The organism is Pelagibacterium mangrovi, assembly GCF_036662815.1.
Taxonomy (GTDB): Bacteria; Pseudomonadota; Alphaproteobacteria; order Rhizobiales; family Devosiaceae; genus Pelagibacterium; species Pelagibacterium mangrovi.
In genome coordinates this window covers 21,172-39,064 of the sequence record NZ_JBAFXA010000006.1, presented here as the reverse complement: position 1 = coordinate 39,064, position 17,893 = coordinate 21,172, and the positions used below count along the sequence as shown (strand labels likewise).

Genomic DNA, 17,893 nt, shown 5'->3' with positions numbered 1-17,893 from the left:
GAGCCAAGGCCACCTGAATGCCTATCAGCCCTAGGGTTAGGCGGCTATTCCCCCATGGCCGTGCCTTCACGGCGCTTGTCGGCGGCGCCCACCAGCCCGTCATCGGTGATCGAGATGACATGCAGGCCGGAGTTGAGGTTGGTGATATTGACCTCATGGCCCAGCGCTTCGAGCCCTGCAGCCAACTCCTCGGCCCCTTCGCCCTCTTCGACATTTGTCGCGCCATTGAGATTGGTCACATGGGGCAGGTCGATGGCTTCCTGCGGGTCCATGCCCCAATCGAGGATGGAGACGAGCGACAGCGCCGTATAGGGAATGATCGCCGCGCCGCCTGGGCTACCGGTGAGCAGCACCAGTTCGTCGTTCTCGAAAACGATTGTCGGAGCCATTGAAGAGCGCGGGCGTTTGCCCGGCTCCACCCGGTTGGCCACCGGCATGCCGTCGGCTTCCGGAGCGAAGGAGAAGTCGGTCAGCTCGTTATTGAGCAGGAAGCCACGCGTCATCACCCGGCTGCCGAACCCGCTTTCGATTGTCGTGGTTGCCGAAATCGCGTTGCCCTCGCCATCGATGATGACGAAATGGGAAGTGCCGGCGCGCGGACGTTCGATATCCGGAGCCAGCAGGGCTTCGTCCCAGCCCGGAGGCGTTCCGGCCGTCGCCCGGCCCATGGAGGCTTCCGGATCGATCAGCGCGGAGCGTTCTTCGAGATAGGCGTCGTCGAGATAACCCGTGGGAATATCGACGAAATCGCTGTCGCCCAGATACATGCCGCGATCGGCAAAGGCGAGGCGCGAAGCTTCGGCGAACAGGTGCCGGAATTCGACACCATCTTCCATCGACGCCAGATCGAACGGCTCCAGCAGGCCCAGTATCTGGCCTACGGTATAGGCGCCCGAACTCGGCGGTCCCATTCCGCAGACCTCATAGCCGCGGTAGTCCATGCACACGGGATCGCGCTTGACCACTTCATAAGCCGCGAAATCCTCCATGGTGAGGATGCCGGGATTGATGTTGGTGTTGAGCGCCGCGACGATATCCTCGGCGATCTCTCCCGTATAGAACGGCTCGGAGCCCTGCTCGGCAAACAGCCTAAGCGTTTCCGCATAGGCCGGGTTCGCAAGCGTCGAACCTTCGGCGATCGGCTCGCCCCCCGGCAGGAAATATTCTGACGTTTCCACGAACGTATCGAGACCGTCGGCCCCGGCTACCGAATCCGCCATGCGTTGGGAAACGGAAAAGCCGTTCTCTGCCGTATCGATGGCGGGCTGGAGCAATTCGGCCCATTCCATGCTGCCGTGGTCGCCATGCAGCACTTCGAGCAGCATCGGCGTTCCCGGCACGCCGGCTGATCGCCCGCCCACAACGGCTGTCATGAATTCGAGCGGTTCGCCGTTTTGATCGAGCCAATAATCTCCGTCTGCGGCAAGCGGCGCTTTTTCGCGCGCGTCATAGGTGGTGAGTTCGCCGCTTGCGGCGTCCCAATAGAGCAGGAAAGCGCCGCCACCCAGGCCCGAACTCTGAGGTTCGACGAGCCCGAGCATCGTCTGTGCGGCGACCGCGGCATCGGCCGCCGTGCCCCCGGCGGCAAGAACGTCATAGCCCGCTTGCGTTGCCAGCGGATGGGCGGTTGCGATCATGAAATCGTCGGCGCTGACCGACTCTCGTTCGGCGATTGCGGTGGTTTCCTCGGGCTGGGGCGTGTCCTGCGCCAGAGCCGTCCCGGAAGCCAGGAGTGCGGCCAGGATCAACCCGCCGCTGCGTGCCAATTGCATGTTCCTCATCCTTTGTTCGTTTATGGGGCCGATGCATGACCGGCTTGATAAGTGAAGGCTTATCGAGTTCATGGCGCAAGCTTTTATTGTTCTGTCATGCGCCACTGGCATGCATGCCATGAACACCTATATCTTGACTTTCGCGTCCAGGAAGCAGATTCAACACGGCCCGATTTTCGAGCGGCCATCGTTGGTCGCTGCGCCAAACCCAAAGAGTTATCACCATGTCGCCGACCGATATGAACAGCGCGTCCGCGCCCGATTCGCCATTGAGCGAACACGAAACTTCTGCCCGCAACCGGCTGGTGATCGCGCTTTTGCTGGTGTCCGCATTCGTCGTGATTCTCAACGAAACCATCATGAGCGTGGCCATCCCGCATCTGATGAACGATCTTGAGATCACGGCCGGCGCCGCCCAGTGGCTGACCTCCGCCTTCATGCTGACCATGGCCGTGGTCATTCCGATCACGGGATATCTGTTGCAGCGCCTCAACACGCGTCCGGTGTTTATCCTCGCCATGACCCTGTTCAGCGCCGGCACGCTGCTTTCGGGCATTGCGCCGGGCTTCGAATTGTTGCTGGTGGGACGCATCGTCCAGGCGTGCGGCACGGCCATCATGATGCCGCTGCTCATGACCACCGTCATGAATCTCGTCCCGCCCGAATCGCGTGGCCGCACGATGGGCAATATCTCCATCGTCATCTCCGTGGCACCGGCGCTGGGTCCCACGATCGGCGGTTTCATCCTCGAGCATTTCGAATGGCGCTGGATGTTCTATCTCGTGCTGCCGATCGCGCTCGCCGCCCTCGCGCTGGGAGCCGCAAAGATTCAGAACGTATCGACCCCGACCAAGGCCCCCTTGGACGTGCTCTCGGTCATTTTGTCCGCGCTGGGCTTTGGTGGCCTCGTCTATGGCCTGTCCAGCCTGGGCGGCGATGCATCGCACGGTGGCGGAGCCTCGATCTTCCCGGCCTGGCTTCCCGTGGTCGTGGGTATCGTGGGTCTGGTGCTGTTCATCACCCGTCAGTTCTCGCTGCAAAAGCGTGACGCGGCGCTTCTCGACCTGCGTACGTTCGGCACGCCGATCTTCACAGTCAGCGTCATCATGATGGCGATTTCGATGATGGCAATGTTCGGCTCGCTGATCCTGCTGCCCATCTACATGCAGAACGTGCTTGGGCTCGATGCCTCGCAGACCGGCCTGATGCTTCTGCCGGGTGGTCTCGTGATGGGCCTTATGGCGCCGTTCGTGGGCCGGCTTTTCGACCGGTTCGGACCGACGGTGCTCATCGTGCCCGGAACGATCCTCGTGAGTGCGGTGCTCTGGACCATGACGACTCTCGATCAGTCGACCTCCGTCATGTTCATCCTGGCCCTGCATGTGACGCTCAGCATCGGCCTGGCCCTGATGTTCACGCCGCTGTTCACGTCCAGCCTCGGTTCGCTTCCGCGCCACCTTTATTCCCACGGCAGCGCGGTGATCGGCACCGTGCAGCAGGTGGCCGGCGCTGCGGGCATCGCGGTCTTCGTGTCGCTCATGACGCTTCGCACCACCGACCTCATCGCCAGCGGCGTAGAGGTGATCCCGGCGACGTCACAGGGCATCCAGCTGGCTTTCATGTGCGGCGGGATCATCTCGCTGTTCGCCATCGTGGCGGCGTTCTTCATCCGCCGTCCGCCCAGCCAGCCCATGGGTGCCGAGCCCGCATTCGGGCACTGAACCTCGTTTGGCGCTGCCGGTTTCGCCCGGCAGCGCCTCTTCATCCCGCCTCTCGCGCAACCGAATCCGCTTCCTCGCGTTCTTGTGAAAACCTATCGGCAAAAAGCTGTGGGCGGGGAGCAGACACTTGAAACACATCGGCGCGCTTGTCGGCATAACCGTGCTCGTGTTCGGCACGATCTTTCTTTTCACCTCCGATTGGCTTTTCAACCAGCCGGTAGATGAAACGGCCGCCGCGAGCGAGGCCGCTCCGGCCCCCGCGCCCGAAGCGCCGCCCGCACAAACCGAGGCTCCGCCCGTTTCCGAAGATCTCCTGGCCCAGGGCGAGCAAGCCTATCGGATTTGCCAGTCCTGCCACGGTCCGGCGGGCGAGGGCAGCGTCGGCCCCTCCTTCGTCGGCAATGCCGATCTCGCGGATGCCGGCCAGGTCGTCCAGACCATCCTGTTCGGTCGCGAATCGATGCCGCCGTTCGGCGAGCAGTTCGATGACGAAGAGGTCGCCGCGGTCGCCACATTCATCCGCAACAGCTGGGACAATGCGTTCGGCGGCGTGGCTCCGGAAGACGTAGCCACGCTCCGCGAAGCCGGGCCGGGTGCAGATCAATAGGCGGTGTCAGGGGTGTCCCTGATCCTCGGGCCGCCGTCGCCCTTCGATGATGCCGGCCCCGAAGACGACGGTGATCAAGACCACGAAGATCGCAAACGCGATGACGAGGGGGACGATGAGAAGTGCCATGCGATCTCCTTTCGGCGGTTCCAAGTCCGACGATAGCAGTCCGTGTCGGTTCATCAATGAATATTCGTGTCGAACCTTTCTGGCTGGCCTATCCTCGGCGTGAACACGATGGAGTACATACCCATGAACACCGCCAATCTACAGCTTGAAGGACTTTACCTGGTGATGGCCTCGCTCACCGAAACACTCGTGGCCAAGGGGCATTTAAGCCGGGACGAAGTCGGCAATGCCCTCAAAACAGCCGAGCAGGCGGCCATAAACGACGAGCGTTCGGTCGAGGACCTCAGCCCCGCCAACCGCGATGCCATAGCCTTCCCCGCCCGTCTCCTGCAGATCGCCAACGCCGAAGGCGCCGACCAGCGCGGGCTATCATTCCACCGGCTCGCCCGGCGCGTGGGCGAAACCAAGCCGCCCTATAACGATCAAATGTAGAGCCGCCTGGGAACGTCATGGCCGATACGGGCAATAATTTGCTGGAGCGCGCGCGGCACGAAGTCATTCTGATTCCTGCCTTTTTGGCCGGAATCGCAGCGTTTTCATTCGAGCATCAGATATTGGCGCTCGGTCCGATGGGCTCGCTCGCCGGCGCGGCCATCCTCATCGCGGCGATCATTGCAGTCTCGGTTCGCGTGGCTCACCACGCCGAGGTGCTGGCCGCCAAGGTGGGAGACCCGTACGGCTCGATGATTCTGACGATCGCCGCCGTGCTCATCGAAGTCATCATCCTCACCATCCTTATGACCAGCAGTTCTTCGCCAACGCTGGCGCGCGACACGATCTTTTCCGCCGTCATGCTCGATATCAACGGCATTCTCGGCCTTGCCGCGTTGCTGGGCGGATGGAAGTTCGGCGAGCAACCCTACAATGATGATTCCGGAAAGACCTATGGCGTCATGATCCTCACGGCCATGGGTATTTCCATGGTGGTGCCAGAATTCGTGCCGGACGACAAATGGCACTATTATTCGCTGTTTTCGATTGGTGCGATGATTACTCTTTACTGGGTTTTCCTGCGCAATCAGATCGGCCCGCACAGTTATTTCTTCAACTACAGCTACCCCGAGAAAAAGCGCAAGGGCGACCATTCGCTGGCCGATCAGCCCATTTCGAATTCGGTGATATTCCTCGTGCTCGGCATCATTCTGATCGGGCTACTTGCCGAAGTCATGTCTCAATTCCTCACCGGAGGGCTGGAGGCCATCGGGGCGCCCGTGGCGCTGGCGGCTCTCGTCGTCGCAGCGATGTCGGCCGCGCCCGAAATCCTGACAGCCTTGCGCGCCGCGCTGGCCAATCGCATGCAGGTAGTGATCAATATCGCCTTGGGCGCATCGCTCTCGACGGTCATCCTCACGGTGCCGGTGATCGAGGGCATCGCCCTTTTCACCGGCCAGCCGATCGTCATGGCGATGACGCCAGTGCAGACGATGATGGCGTTCATCACGCTGATCGTTGCGGCCATCAACCTCAACGATGGGGAAACGAACGCCATCGAGGGAATGACGCACTTCGTGCTGTTCGCTACGTTCCTGGCGTTGTCATTCCTGGGCATTACCAGTGGGTGAGGGCGCGATTATCTTCAAGCGTCCCTGGGCAGAACCTGCAAGACCCGTGCGATGAATGTCTTGAACTCGGCCATATAGTTGCGCAGGAACTCCTCGGTCGACGAGACGGTAACCTCGCCCGCGTCCGTGATAAGGCCCGGCGTAAAGTGGATATAGGCTTCTGGCGCATTCATCTGAGGCGAATTGCAAAAGCTCAGGACGCTGCGAAGGCTCTGCTGAGCCACGGCGGTCCCGATAGCGCCGATGGATGCTCCGATCACCGCCGACGGCTTGCGCGCAAATGAATTCTGCCCCCAGGGCCGGCTTGCCCAATCGATGGCGTTCTTGAGGCCACCCGGTATCGACCGATTGTATTCGGGCGTAACGAAAAGAACCGCATCCACCGAGGCAATGGCTTTTTTCAGCGAGCGCGCCACCGGAGGATAGTCGGCATCGTAATCGTAGCTGTAGAGCGGCAGATCCTTGAATGGGATTTCGTCCAGCTCGAGTTCCGGCGGCGCCAGTTTTACCAGCGCTTGGGCAAGCTTGCGATTGATGGAGTCTTTAGCGAGGCTGCCGACAAAATATCCAACTTTGTGCGTGGTCATCGTCTATTCCTGTCGTGGTGATCGAGGCGAGCATGCCTCATCCACTACAACAGGCCGACCACGTCGTGGTTCCAGCCAATTCGGGCAGCCTGCGGCGATTGCCGACTCTTAGCTGGACGCTTTTCCGTCTTCGGACGAAGCGGTCTTGCCGCCCTTTTGGGAAGCCTTGATTTTTTCGAGCAGCGCACGCTTGGCGTCGCTCGAGGCTTTTCGCCGATCGGCATGATCGGGAAGATTGGACTTCTTCATTGGAAAGCTCCGTGGGCTTAGCTGAGGCCGGCTGCTTTTCGCAGCGCAGCATTGATCCGATCCTGCCACCCGATGCCATCGTCCTGGAAATGGGCCAGTACGTCCCTGTCGATGCGGATGGAAACCATCTCCTTGCCGACAGGTATGGCATTGGCTTTCGCCTTGGGGGCATCCGGCTTGGTCGTCGCTGCCTTAAACAGCGCCTCTGCTTTTTCCTTGGCGCTTGAAGGTCTGCGGGGAGTTGAGGCCATTTTTCTCGACAGTGTGCTGGAGAAGAAATGAATGACCCGGCCAGGAGGTGGAAACTCCGACCGGGCCAAACCCTCGATCGGCGAAGATCGAGAGCAAGTGCACAGTTAGAACACGCCGCCGCACGAAGCAAGAAATATCGCAGAAACCCTTCATGCGGGTAGGGAGTAACTCGGAAACATCAGGGAGTTCAGACCAGGGAGACCTAAAATTGTGTCCAGGCATCCTGACGTGCGCTCCATTCGACGAAGGCGGCGTCCTGATCAGGGAAGGGTTCGAGCGAACCACCAAGACCGATCAACCGCTCGATCAGCAAGTCGATTTTGGGCACCACGTTCTCGCAGGTGTCAGCTTGGTCGAGCATATCGAATGCCGGTTTGAAGACCTCGTCATCATATTCGCCAACCGACATTCCAAGCTGGCCGTAAGCGAGCAAGTCGGCGGAATCGTTGAGTAGCGACCACTCGGTCTCGGCAAGCCCATCACCGCTGCAGTTCATTCCGACAACTACGGCAATGACAAGCTGATCGAGCAACTTCGCCGCATCTTCTCCTTGATAGGATGAGAGGTCGGGCAGAGGCACGAATATCCTGCCGTCGGCAAAAGCCGGCGTTGCAAATCCCAAGGCGAGAACCAGCGCCGGTGCGGACCAATTTAGAAAGCGCATTTTCACGATGTCTCCCGAATCGGTGAATTGATAGGCTCGCTTAGTCTCTACTGGTAGAATTTGGGCAGGCGCCAGTGGCAACACCAAAGTTGGCAGCTGAAATATCTATACGCCCGGCTCATCGCGTGCCGCGTTCTTAATATGCCATCGATTTTCAATGAGAATTTTTTGGCTGGGGAACCTGGATTCGAACCAGGACTAACGGAGTCAGAGTCCGGTTATGAGCATTGAAAACATTGATGAAATTTGCGGTATGTCGCAATCATGTCGCGAGCAGTCCTTCGAGCGCGTCATCAAGTTCGTCAGCAGTATCGCCGCTCGGGAATAGATGGCCATAGGTGTCGAGCGTCAATTGGATCGATGCATGGCCCATGCGCGCCTGCACGACTTTGGGAGGCAGGCCGAGCCCGTTGTCTTCTTTCCGGTTGATGCACCATGATGCGTAGAAGTGCCGAAGGGCGTGCAGCCCGGAATATTTCGGCTCAAGGATCGTCTCGCCGTCTTTGTCTGTCTCCCCGGTCGGCATGGTGATGCTTGCCGCGAGCTGGGCGGGATAATACCAGCGTTTCGTTATGTTGGCATAATACTCGACATTCCCGACGCCGTTCGGGAAAACGAGACCTAATTCGCCTTCCGGGCAGTCATCCTTCCAGGCCCGAAGTTCATTGCATAAGCGTGAGGGCAGGGGGATCGTCCGACCGCCCTTCTCGGACTTGGGCGCTCCGATCTTTCGGTGCGCGTCTGCGCGCTGCCGGATCGTCACTTCACGGCGATTGAACGCCAGGTCTGCCCAGCGCAGGCCGCGCAACTCACTGGCGCGCATCCCCGTAAACGCGGCCGTCATCAGGAAGGCGCGAGACTTGCCGTCAGCGGCAGCTATGAGCTTGCCGATTTCCTCGACCGTCGGAATATCAACGCCGACTTCAGGACGCTTCTTTTGGCGAGCCTCAACCCGCTTGGCCGACTTGCTCCGCCCCATGTCTTTGACCGCGTTGCGCATGACCAGCCCGCGTTCCTGGGCGTCAGAGAGCAGGGCGCCCAGGCTGACCCTAACGGCCCGAACCATTGCCTTAGACTTGCCGTCCGCCGCCAGCTTGTCGGTGAAGGCACGCACGAATGGGATCGAGACCTCGTTGAGCCGGTGCCGACCGATTGCTGGCACAATGTGCAAGCGGAGATGCTGCTCGTATTGAGCCAAAGTGGTTTGCTCAAGCCCGGCTGCGCTGGACGCTTCGAGCCAATACTTGCCGGCCTGCTCGATCGTCACCGTGTCGGCGTCGGCGATATGGATGCGCCCAAGTACCTCGACATGGGTTTGGGAATCGAAAGCGTCGGCGTCTTTTTTCTTGGCGAAAGTTTTGAGGTGTCGCTTGCCGTTTTGATCGGTATAGCGGACCACCCACGCCTTGCGTGGCTCGCCCTTCGCCGTGGTCCATTCTCGCACTGAGACGGTCATGTGAATCCCTCCCAATCAATAGGTGAGGGCACTATGTACGACTAACGGATTTTTTGCAACATGAAATCATTTACAAAAAATCCTCGCTGTTTTGCGAGGAGAACACTATATTTCATTCAGTATGCCAATTTCGGACACAGTACGTCCTTCCCGGAAAACTAGCAGAGAACTGAAAAACTCGTCAAGTACTTTTTTAAAGGAGGGTGAAAAAGCATGGACCTTTCAGACGACTTGCTCAACGGAGCGAAGGAAATCGCCGCGTTTATGGGCTTGCCGGCGCGCTCAATCTACCACGCCATTGAAGTCGGAACGCTGCCCTCGTTCCGCATTGGTGCAAAGATATGCGCGCGAAAATCGACTCTCCTCGCCTGGGTGGCGGCGCAGGAATCGGCCAATGACAACCGGCCCGCGGCGAGGGCAGCAGCATGAGCCTCACCAATGCCCAGGCCGACGCGGCCGAATCCGTGCGCGCGCTGGTCGCGGCATCTGACCCCGCTGCGGTCCAGTCCATCGAGAAGGCCATCGAGGCCGGTCACGCCCTCATTGTAGCAAAGGAAAGCGCGCCTCACGGCACTTGGCTCCCGTTCCTTGAGCGAGCCGAAGTGCAGGAGCGGAAGGCCCAGCGCCTCATGAAACTCGCTGCGTCGGGGCTCAAATCCGACACAGTGACGGATTTGGGCGGCATCACGGGGGCACTGCGCTTCCTGTCGGAAAGAAGGCTACCCGAAGCCGGGCACGCTATTCGCATCTATCCCGACGATGAAACCGACTACACGTTTGCGGCGTATATCTTGGGGTCCATCGAGGCGCCCGGGTATTTCTATGCTGCCGTTTCCAATGACGACCATATCGTCGTGACGCCTCGCCCGATGCTTGGGCAGGCGATTCACTTCCCAGGCGAAGAGCCATTCTTCGCGTTGTGGGAGTGGGTCCGCAAGCATTTCGATATCCCGGAGGGGCGCTGGAAGTTTGCGAAATGCAGCGAGGCGCTTGCCTATACCATGTTCGGATTTCACGGATGGGAGGAGGCACTGGTGCAAGAAAAGGATAGTGGGAATTTTGCCAATGCCGCAGGTATGCGCTCATTCCTGGACCAGAGAGACGCGCTGAAAGAAGTTCGGCTGGCTGAAGCCGCATAAGGGAGGAACCCCACAATGCACATCACGAACCTGCGCCCTGTCGAGGGCGCGGGCGGAGCTTTGGCGACTTTTGACGTGCGGCTTACACCCGAAATCGAACTGAGAGACTGGACGCTTAAGCGCACCGCCAATGGCTGGCGCTCTTTCCAGCCGCGTGTCCGCGAAGGTCGCACGCCGATTTGGCTTGCCCCGCATGTTCTAGACGAAATCACGCAACTTGCGCGCACCCAAATGGAGGGCGATGCCCACAATGACCGCAGTTCTTAAATCCTCTGAAAATCCCAGCGCGCTGCGCGCTCACGTCCAGATGCTGCACAACCTGGCGGCAGGCACTGAAGGGCTGTTAGTCACCTCCACTTATTTCGCGAGTGGCGGCACTGGCCCTATAACCCACCACCCGATCGGTGACGTTGACGGCATGGTGGCAGCGCTCGAAGCGCACATCGGGACTCCAGGCGCGAATAGCTATGTCGGGTTACAGGTGATGCGGCGCGGCTTGGAACGCGGCAAGCGCGGCACCGAAGCCGATATTGTCGCAGTGCTTGGCCTTGTCGCGGATATGGACGGCGACACCGGCAACAATTCCGGCCAGTACCCCTTGCCACCCAATTACGTCGTGGAGTCCAGCGCTGGGAACTGCCAAGCATTCTGGCTTTTCGACAAGCCGATCTCGCCCACAGTTGCCAAAGGCATAGCGGCCGGATTGAAATCCGCCACTGGCTCCGATCATTGCACAGCCGACGTGGCGCATGTGTGGCGGGTTCCGGGCACCCTGAACCACCCGAGTGCAACAAAGCTGGCACGCGGCCGCTCACCTGAGCCGCAGCCGGTCACTGTGGCCCAAGAATGGGACGGCACTCTTACCGACCCGACTGCCTTGGCGTTGGCGGTTGCTGGCCATGGTGCAGCCGCACGCGAGGCCAAGACCATAGAGCTTGGCGAACTGCCCAGCGTGGACGGCATAGATGTATCGCCGCGGGCCATGGAAAAGATGGCTTGCAACCTGGAGCCTAAAGAAGACCGTTCCGGCCACGCCTTCAAGGTTGTTGAGCAGTTGCATTTCGACGGGCACAAGCCCGAAGAGGCGGCAGCCATCTTCCTGACCTCGACTGGAAACTGGGTGGAGAGGTATAAAGGCGACGTCACCAAGATGCAGACGGATTTTGCCCGTTCATGGGGCAAGGTTGAGCGGCAAAGGGAAGAGGACCGCGAGAAGGCGGAGAAGTTCACCAAGGGCATGGCCAAGCCCGCGAACGACAATGAGCCGGCCAAGACGCAACCGGCAAAGCCAACGGGCTACCCTGGCATCATAACATCGGGCGAACTGGTGCAGGGGTTTGTGCCCCCGGACTACCAGATCGACGGCATCGTTCAGAAGAGCTTCATCTATTCCATGACCGCGGCATCGGGCACCGGCAAGACTGCAATTCTGTTGCTGCTGTCAGCATTGACAGCCCTTGGCGAGCCACTGGGTGAACGAGAAGTGCGCAAGGGCCGTGTGGTTTATTTCGCGGGTGAGAACCCTGACGACATCACCATGCGCTGGATTGCAGCAGCTGAGCATCTGCCTTTCGATGCCACCGATATCAATGTGCACTTTATCAAAGGGACGTTCCACATCGCAGAGATGTTCGATCTCATTCGGCAGGACTTCGAAAGGCTAGGCGGCGTGGATCTTGTCGTGATTGACACCAGCGCCGCCTATTTCAACGGGCAAGATGAAAACAGCAACACCGAACTGGGCAAGCACGCCCGCGAACTTCGGACGCTCACAACGCTCGAGGGTCGGCCCTGCGTCATGGTGGCTTGTCACCCCACCAAAAACGCGACGACAGAAAATCTGCTGCCCCGTGGCGGGGGCTCGTTCATTGCGGAAATGGATGGCAATCTTGTTTGCCTGAAAACCGATGGTGGTGTGCGACTGCATTGGCAGGGCAAGCACCGCGGCCCCGACTTTGAGCCTGTCGAATTCGAGCTCGAAAAAGTGACCGCTCCACAGCTTCGGGACACACGTGGCCGCGACGTTCCAACCGTCATGGCAAAGGTGCTGGGCAGCGACCAGGCGAAAGCAAAAGCAGCCAAGGCAAGAAAGGACGAGGACGAGGTCCTGATCGAGATAGATGCGGACGGTGGCCAGTCACTGGCCAGCATGGCGGAAGCGCTCGGCTGGACCAAAGAAGGCAATCCCCACAAAGACCGCGTGCGTCGCGCAACCGACAAGTTGCGCCGCGACAAGCTGGTCGAGTTCAAGGGGCGCAAATGGAAGCTCACGCCGGCGGGACACGAGGCCCTGGTCGAACTTCGAACACAGCGCCACCATGAGCGCCAAGCCGGTGCGTTTGCCGCAAAAATGGCCGTGCGGAATGCGTGATTCAGGTGCGCACGACCGGAGCGGCTTTTCGGGCAAATCGTGCGGAAATCGTGCGGCGCACGAAACACGCGCACGATCGGGGGTCAAGATGGCAATTATATCAATGAAATCAAAGCCGTGCCCCCGCACGATTTTTTAGAGCCAAACAGTGTTGTTGTGGGGGGATTTATCCCCCCAACAACTGTCGTGCGTGCGTACCTTATCTTAGGGGTGCGCACGGCGCACGATCACTAAAAGCGAACAATCAATCCCGATTGTTTAATCAACCCATGAGGAGAGGAAAGAGAATGAACCCGAATGTCGGATTACCCAATGATGCCCATCGAACCATTCAACGCCGAAGCCGACTTTGCCCATGAGGGCGCCACCAAGGCCGACATGCGCGATGTCAAAGTCATTGGCGTTGCTGAGGGAACCTTCGGCATGGGCTTTGTCGCCATCGAGACTGTGGATGGATGGCAATATGTGAGACACGTCGACAGTGTTCGCCGCAAACCTTGAGGGACAAGCAATGACCGCACTAGCCATCATCAACCGCCCGCTGGAATTCGTCGCTGATAGTGACCGCTCGTACCGCGGCCGGCGGATGAGCTGGGCAGAATTCTACCGCATGTTCCCCGACCGTCGTCCAGCGAACGATAACGGTAAGCAGGAGCGCGCCCCCCTAGGGGGGGTATCCCGGCTGACAGCCGAACCGCGTCCCTGCGCACCAGCGGCCCAGGCACGCGCAACTAAAATTCCTGTTTTTGATTTTTTGGAAAATCAAAGAGGGGGGGGCGTTCCGGGAAGCGCTCGCCTCGCTCCTCCCAGACCCGCGCCCCCAAGGCCACGCACGTATGGCCAAAATGGGAAGAAATAAGTGGTCCCGGAAAACCGGGCTTTTTTGCCTTTTTGGTGCTCTCGCGTGCAAAATCGAGAACAAAATGTTTGGTGGCGGGGGCACCGCGAAAGTCGCAGCCCTGCCCCACCGGGACCGGCGGCGGGGGATCACGTCGCTATTCTTGTATAAAAAAAGTTTCGACCTTCGGTGGCGTCAGTCGCAGCGAGATCGGTACGCTTTGGTTGACGCTTTCGGCAGCCGATGAAAACAGCATTTAGGCCGGTAATTAGCCGATCGGCCCGTCAAAAGCACGAAGGAACAGCGCGGTTTCCTCAAATGGGAGCCTCCGCGACACTATTTGACAGTCCCTTCCACGCCGCCCAGGAGGACCCATTGGCAATTATTCCTAGCCATTCCCGTCACAACGACTTGCACCCCCTCGTGCCAGCGCTGAGTTGGTTCTATGGCACGCTCGACGCCAACCCGTACCCGCTCGGAGAAGCCGCTAACGATAATGACCGGCCGGCCAGCGTGCCCGACGTCAATCCGCTCCCCCAAAAAGCCGAGCGGTATCTCCGAGCCCTGCCATCACCGACACGAGTATCGGTCGTTTCTGTTCGCCGAGGAGGCCGGCAGATCAGTCCGCCTCGCCGTGTCCCTCATTGGGTCAGGCCAGTTGATTCAGAGAAGCCGTGGGGTGCTCTCAAGATATCCGATCGCGCGAAGCGATTCCAGCAGACGGTTCGCGTTAATGGCGTCGATGAGGTTCGCGAATACACGGTCCCGGCTGGCGCTGTGACACACGTTTGGGGCGAGCGTGTAGGGCAGGATGCCGGCCGCGTTCGGGAGCCGGAAAACGAGAAATTCATATCGGAAGCCGAGGCCAGTCGCGATTGGTTCTGTGCCCTGCTTGATGTTCAGCCCGGCGGCAAGAAGGGCAAGACGCTCAAACGCCGCAAAAAGCTGCCACCGATAGACTGGTCAGAGTTTCGCCACGTACGAGGCGATGTCCCATTCCATGTCGCTCGCGAACTTTCCGGTTTGCCGCCATCCACGCTGTGTCCGCCGAGTCTTCCGTGGCTCCCAGAGCCGCGCCGTCTATTTCTGGGAATGCTCACCGGACGCGGCTCGCGGGCCGATGGGGCGGGAACGGCGAGCATGGTAAAGCGGCCGAGAGATGACCTGTACGAGGCTGGCGGACACGTAGTCGATCGTATCGCGCTGGAACAGTTCGCAGAACGTGAGCCGGATGCGTATCGGCTCCTGCTTAGCGCTGGGACTGCCAGCTCAATGGGTTCACTCGTGGCAAGTAACGATAACAAGACCGGCAAACGGTCATTCCGTCGTGCAGCCGAAGCACTGCAAAATTTTTTAGCCGCATAGCCCGAAACTAGCAGTCAGCCGCCCCTTATATACGAAGGCGCACAGAGCCTTAAGAAACGACCACCCTGGGCGGCAACTCGGGTGGTCGTCTTCAGCTTCAGATTGCCAGCGTGCGAATTCAGGCCTCGCGCGACGGCATGCCGCGGCCGTGGGTTTCTTATGCTCGCCCACGGTCGCTTTTTTTATTCCCCTCACATCAACGGAAATTCAAAAATGTCCAACGGATACACCACGGTTGAGGCCGCGGCTGCCGCCGGTATTGATCCCGGACGGCTGCGCGGCTGGCAACAGCATAGCTTTATCGACCTGGGCCACCGAACCCCCGGCGGCCGCTTCCAGTTCAGCGCACGGGACGTGCGCGTGATCGCACTCATGGCGCTTCTCGTCGACCACGGCATCACCCCGGCCGTTGCCGCACGGCACGCCGAAGCTGTGATCGACCGCATCGGCGATCGGGGCGACCAGCCGCTCGTCGGGATTTTCGGGCACGATCCGAACCAGTCGCCGGCGGTTATTCCGCTGGATGCAATGCCGAAGGCGAACGCGCTGGTCGCCATTCCCTTGGCGCCAATTTTCAGGTGCGCGGAATGACACGGAAGCGAACCAAACCAGATACCACCCGGGCATTGGCTTCCGGACTCGATGATCTCGCCGACGCCATCAAGGGATATATTGACCGAGGCTTCGCAGCCGTCGAAGAGCGCCTCGCCGCCATCGAGGCATCCGGCATTAAATATTCAGGCACATGGCAGCGTGCCGCCGAATACAGCCGTGGCACCGTTGTTACCGATGGCGGCTCTAGCTGGGTGGCCTTACGCGCCAGCACCGGCGAGCGCCCCGGCACCGTCCCGGAAGCGTGGCAACTCATGGTCAAAGCCGGCAAGGACGGCCGTGACCTCGTAACGAAAGAAATGAAGAATGATCAAAACTGAACACCTCCGCGATTTAGTGATCGCGGACATGGAAGCGCTCGCCGTCACGGACGAGCGCAGCATCATGATCCTCGCTATGGGCCGCGCTGCCCAGGCCGCTCTGGCTGATGAGGTCGAACGCCTTGCCTCGACTGGCGCGACGCCCGAGCGTATTGCAGCTTACCGCCGCGAGCGCACCGATGCGTTGAATCGTTGGTTGGAAGACCAGATCAGCGGCCTCCCAGATGGCGCCGTGAGGAGCGCCCACATCGCGGGCGACAGGCGCGACCATGCCGCTGTTGCCGAAGTTCTTGCGCAGATTGGTTGATCCGATGACAGTAACAAAAAACCTGTCCGCGTCAGCCGTTGCCGTCGACACCGGATCCGGTAAGCGCGTGATCCGGGGCATTGCCTCGACGCCGGAAGTCGACCGCGTCGGAGATATCGTCGACCCGTTGGGTGCAACCTTTAACAACCCGGTGCCGCTTCTGCATCAACACGACCATCGCCGCCCGGTTGGGGTGGTAACCTTCAAGACCCCGACCGCGCGGGGCATCGAATTCGAGGCAACGCTTACCAGCAACCTCCCCGCAGGTGAGTTGCGCGATCGTGTCGACGTCGCGTGGCAAGAAGTCGAAGCGGGTCTTGTGCGATCGGTCTCGATCGGTTTCCGTCCGATTAAGACGACGCCCATCGCCACTGGAACGCGGTTCGATAGCTATGAATTGATAGAGCTCAGCCTGGTCACCGTGCCAGCCAACGCAGGTGCGGTCATCACCGGTGTCGGCGCGAAGTCAGCCGGGCGCAAGGTGCGCCACGACGTGCCCCTGGTCCGCGTCAACCCGCGTGCAGGCCAACCAGTCCGCATTGGTGGTGGTCATGCGGTTCGTATCGGAGACAGTCCACGAGGACCGCGTAAGGCCGGCATCGTGCGGCTGTGAGCCGATGGGGGGGTATTGTGGGATACCGGATGGTCGACTCCCCAGGACCCGCGCCCAACCCACACGCGCGTCCCCGCAGGTTTTCAAAAGTTTTCCCACGCCGCACCCCCCATATTTTCAATTGGGGATATGCGCAAAAAGCTGTGGCGCCGGTGAGCCGAGCGCGGAGGTAAGGAGTTTGATGGTGCCCCCCCTCGCGGAACAGAGTGGGGCAACTTAAGAGTGTATAGCTGCGTTGCATTATGTGGCTCTTCAAGAGTAAGCAAAGTGCAACCATATTGACACCACTATGGTATGGTGGTGCTCACGGGCACCGAGAATCATCAAAAGGTGAGAAGGAGGGCAAGAATGTATGACGCTCGACAGATCGCCAACTGGTTCGTCCAGCGCGCGTCTCGCGATGGGCGGTCGATGTCCATCATGAAACTGCTAAAGCTGATCTACATCTCCCATGGCTGGTACATGGAGATGGCTAGTGCCCCGCTGATCCGGAACAAGATCGAGGCGTGGAAGTATGGCCCGGTCATTCCAGATGTCTACTCAGCCTTCCGCGGACAGGGAATAGATGTAGCACAGCAGCTTCCGGGATTTTCCCCGAACGTGGACGGCTACACCGAGAATATACTTGAGCAGATATACAGTTCTTATGGAAACCTGTCTGCGATGAAGCTCTCGGAGATCACGCACGTTCCTGGCGGCCCCTGGGATTCGGCGAGTAGCAGGTGGGGATATTTCGCTCCAATCACGAACGACATTATCGTCGACCACTACCGAGCTAAACGACAAGAGCATCTGAGACAGAATGGATGAAATCGACCCGCCCAGCGATCCCGGAAGAGCGGAAGCTCCGGTCATCGATGCGCGGGTCGATGATCTACAGCGCCGCATTGCCGAACTCGAAGAGAAGCTGGAGCATCAGGCGCTCTCCGCAGACGCAGAACAGCGGTTGTTACTTCAGAATGAGATCAAGCAACGCATCGCCATTCGCCGCTGGGTAAGCCGGCTCGCGGTGGTCATCGTGGCGTTCATGGGATTTGTTCTTTGGTACGCTACCCATAAGTATTTAAGCTATCCACTGTCTCAGAAGACCCCGGCGATCATCATAGCTTTGTATGTCGCGCCGATAGCGTCGATAACAACAGTAACTGTTATGCTGTTGATTGGTGCATTCCGCCGGTTCAAGGACGACGAATTTGGCCCCGTGAATCTATCCTCGATTGCCGGGGAGGTCGCCAAGGCCGCTGGTGGCAATTGATTAGATAGCGCGCCAATAAGGCCACGCGGCCGCCGCTCATCCACAACAGCCCCGTCCCGCGGGGCTTTTTCTTT

23 protein-coding genes are annotated in these 17,893 nt (G+C 59.6%); 16 read left to right on the top strand and 7 right to left on the bottom strand.

The window, feature by feature from the left end:
- Positions 1 to 44: 44 nt before the first annotated feature.
- Positions 45 to 1,772, bottom strand: a complete 1,728-nt coding sequence (gene ggt / locus V4T21_RS11425; RefSeq protein ID WP_332716705.1) for a gamma-glutamyltransferase — start codon at positions 1,770 to 1,772, stop codon at positions 45 to 47.
- Between the two features lie 224 nt (positions 1,773 to 1,996).
- On the opposite strand from ggt, the gene V4T21_RS11420 reads away from it, so the two are divergent.
- Positions 1,997 to 3,493 carry an MDR family MFS transporter gene (locus tag V4T21_RS11420; protein WP_332716703.1) on the top strand — a complete coding sequence of 499 codons (1,497 nt, stop codon included), beginning with the start codon at positions 1,997 to 1,999 and terminating at the stop codon, positions 3,491 to 3,493.
- Between the two features lie 127 nt (positions 3,494 to 3,620).
- Positions 3,621 to 4,100 carry a c-type cytochrome gene (locus V4T21_RS11415; RefSeq protein WP_332716701.1) on the top strand — a complete coding sequence of 160 codons (480 nt, stop codon included), beginning with the start codon at positions 3,621 to 3,623 and terminating at the stop codon, positions 4,098 to 4,100.
- 6 nt (positions 4,101 to 4,106) lie between these two features.
- Here V4T21_RS11415 and V4T21_RS11410 read toward each other — a convergent pair whose 3' ends face one another.
- Positions 4,107 to 4,229: a hypothetical protein gene (locus V4T21_RS11410; protein ID WP_332716699.1), complete on the bottom strand. Its 123-nt coding sequence runs from the start codon at positions 4,227 to 4,229 to the stop codon at positions 4,107 to 4,109.
- 123 nt (positions 4,230 to 4,352) lie between these two features.
- Between V4T21_RS11410 and V4T21_RS11405 the strand changes: the two genes are divergently transcribed.
- Together V4T21_RS11405 and V4T21_RS11400 are read left to right on the top strand one after the other, a co-directional pair.
- Positions 4,353 to 4,661: a hypothetical protein gene (locus V4T21_RS11405; RefSeq protein WP_332716696.1), complete on the top strand. Its 309-nt coding sequence runs from the start codon at positions 4,353 to 4,355 to the stop codon at positions 4,659 to 4,661.
- A gap of 38 nt (positions 4,662 to 4,699) precedes the next feature.
- Positions 4,700 to 5,791 (top strand): calcium:cation antiporter, encoded by a 1,092-nt coding sequence (locus V4T21_RS11400; RefSeq protein ID WP_332717468.1) that lies wholly within the window; start codon positions 4,700 to 4,702, stop codon positions 5,789 to 5,791.
- 14 nt (positions 5,792 to 5,805) lie between these two features.
- Here V4T21_RS11400 and V4T21_RS11395 read toward each other — a convergent pair whose 3' ends face one another.
- From V4T21_RS11395 to V4T21_RS11375, 5 genes are all read right to left on the bottom strand, one after another.
- A complete protein-coding gene (locus V4T21_RS11395; RefSeq protein ID WP_332716694.1) occupies positions 5,806 to 6,378 on the bottom strand; it encodes an NADPH-dependent FMN reductase in 573 nt (190 codons plus the stop codon).
- Positions 6,379 to 6,486: 108 nt separating this feature from the next.
- Positions 6,487 to 6,627 (bottom strand): DUF6481 family protein, encoded by a 141-nt coding sequence (locus V4T21_RS11390; protein ID WP_332716692.1) that lies wholly within the window; start codon positions 6,625 to 6,627, stop codon positions 6,487 to 6,489.
- Positions 6,628 to 6,644: 17 nt separating this feature from the next.
- The gene (locus tag V4T21_RS11385) at positions 6,645 to 6,878 is read right to left on the bottom strand and encodes a BrnA antitoxin family protein (protein WP_332716690.1); all 234 of its coding nucleotides are present in this window, start codon (positions 6,876 to 6,878) and stop codon (positions 6,645 to 6,647) included.
- 203 nt (positions 6,879 to 7,081) lie between these two features.
- Positions 7,082 to 7,549, bottom strand: a complete 468-nt coding sequence (locus tag V4T21_RS11380) for a hypothetical protein (protein WP_332716687.1) — start codon at positions 7,547 to 7,549, stop codon at positions 7,082 to 7,084.
- Between the two features lie 256 nt (positions 7,550 to 7,805).
- Entirely contained in the window at positions 7,806 to 8,999 is a 1,194-nt protein-coding gene (locus V4T21_RS11375; protein ID WP_332716684.1) for a tyrosine-type recombinase/integrase, read from the bottom strand.
- Positions 9,000 to 9,212: 213 nt separating this feature from the next.
- On the opposite strand from V4T21_RS11375, the gene V4T21_RS11370 reads away from it, so the two are divergent.
- The 12 genes from V4T21_RS11370 to V4T21_RS11315 all read left to right on the top strand — a co-directional run bounded on the left by V4T21_RS11370 (position 9,213) and on the right by V4T21_RS11315 (position 17,819).
- A complete protein-coding gene (locus tag V4T21_RS11370) occupies positions 9,213 to 9,428 on the top strand; it encodes a helix-turn-helix transcriptional regulator (RefSeq protein WP_332716682.1) in 216 nt (71 codons plus the stop codon).
- A complete protein-coding gene (locus tag V4T21_RS11365) occupies positions 9,425 to 10,138 on the top strand; it encodes a hypothetical protein (protein ID WP_332716680.1) in 714 nt (237 codons plus the stop codon). Before V4T21_RS11370 ends, V4T21_RS11365 begins: the two co-directional genes overlap by 4 nt.
- 15 nt (positions 10,139 to 10,153) lie before the next feature.
- A complete protein-coding gene (locus V4T21_RS11360) occupies positions 10,154 to 10,405 on the top strand; it encodes a hypothetical protein (protein ID WP_332716679.1) in 252 nt (83 codons plus the stop codon).
- A complete protein-coding gene (locus V4T21_RS11355) occupies positions 10,389 to 12,509 on the top strand; it encodes an AAA family ATPase (protein ID WP_332716677.1) in 2,121 nt (706 codons plus the stop codon). The genes V4T21_RS11360 and V4T21_RS11355 overlap by 17 nt, the downstream gene beginning before the upstream one ends.
- A gap of 312 nt (positions 12,510 to 12,821) precedes the next feature.
- Positions 12,822 to 13,010, top strand: a complete 189-nt coding sequence (locus tag V4T21_RS11350) for a hypothetical protein (RefSeq protein WP_332716674.1) — start codon at positions 12,822 to 12,824, stop codon at positions 13,008 to 13,010.
- 712 nt (positions 13,011 to 13,722) lie between these two features.
- Entirely contained in the window at positions 13,723 to 14,712 is a 990-nt protein-coding gene (locus tag V4T21_RS11345) for a hypothetical protein (protein ID WP_332716671.1), read from the top strand.
- A gap of 213 nt (positions 14,713 to 14,925) precedes the next feature.
- The gene (locus V4T21_RS11340) at positions 14,926 to 15,303 is read left to right on the top strand and encodes a MerR family transcriptional regulator (RefSeq protein WP_332716668.1); all 378 of its coding nucleotides are present in this window, start codon (positions 14,926 to 14,928) and stop codon (positions 15,301 to 15,303) included.
- On the top strand, positions 15,300 to 15,644 hold the full coding sequence (locus V4T21_RS11335; protein WP_332716666.1) for a hypothetical protein: 345 nt from the start codon (positions 15,300 to 15,302) through the stop codon (positions 15,642 to 15,644). Before V4T21_RS11340 ends, V4T21_RS11335 begins: the two co-directional genes overlap by 4 nt.
- Complete coding sequence (locus V4T21_RS11330) at positions 15,631 to 15,951, top strand: hypothetical protein (protein ID WP_332716663.1); 321 nt, start codon at positions 15,631 to 15,633, stop codon at positions 15,949 to 15,951. The genes V4T21_RS11335 and V4T21_RS11330 overlap by 14 nt, the downstream gene beginning before the upstream one ends.
- Complete coding sequence (locus tag V4T21_RS11325; RefSeq protein ID WP_332716661.1) at positions 15,914 to 16,564, top strand: HK97 family phage prohead protease; 651 nt, start codon at positions 15,914 to 15,916, stop codon at positions 16,562 to 16,564. The genes V4T21_RS11330 and V4T21_RS11325 overlap by 38 nt, the downstream gene beginning before the upstream one ends.
- A gap of 420 nt (positions 16,565 to 16,984) precedes the next feature.
- The gene (locus V4T21_RS11320; protein ID WP_332716659.1) at positions 16,985 to 17,374 is read left to right on the top strand and encodes a Panacea domain-containing protein; all 390 of its coding nucleotides are present in this window, start codon (positions 16,985 to 16,987) and stop codon (positions 17,372 to 17,374) included.
- Positions 17,367 to 17,819 (top strand): hypothetical protein, encoded by a 453-nt coding sequence (locus V4T21_RS11315; RefSeq protein WP_332716656.1) that lies wholly within the window; start codon positions 17,367 to 17,369, stop codon positions 17,817 to 17,819. The genes V4T21_RS11320 and V4T21_RS11315 overlap by 8 nt, the downstream gene beginning before the upstream one ends.
- The last annotated feature ends 74 nt before the right edge of the window (positions 17,820 to 17,893 follow it).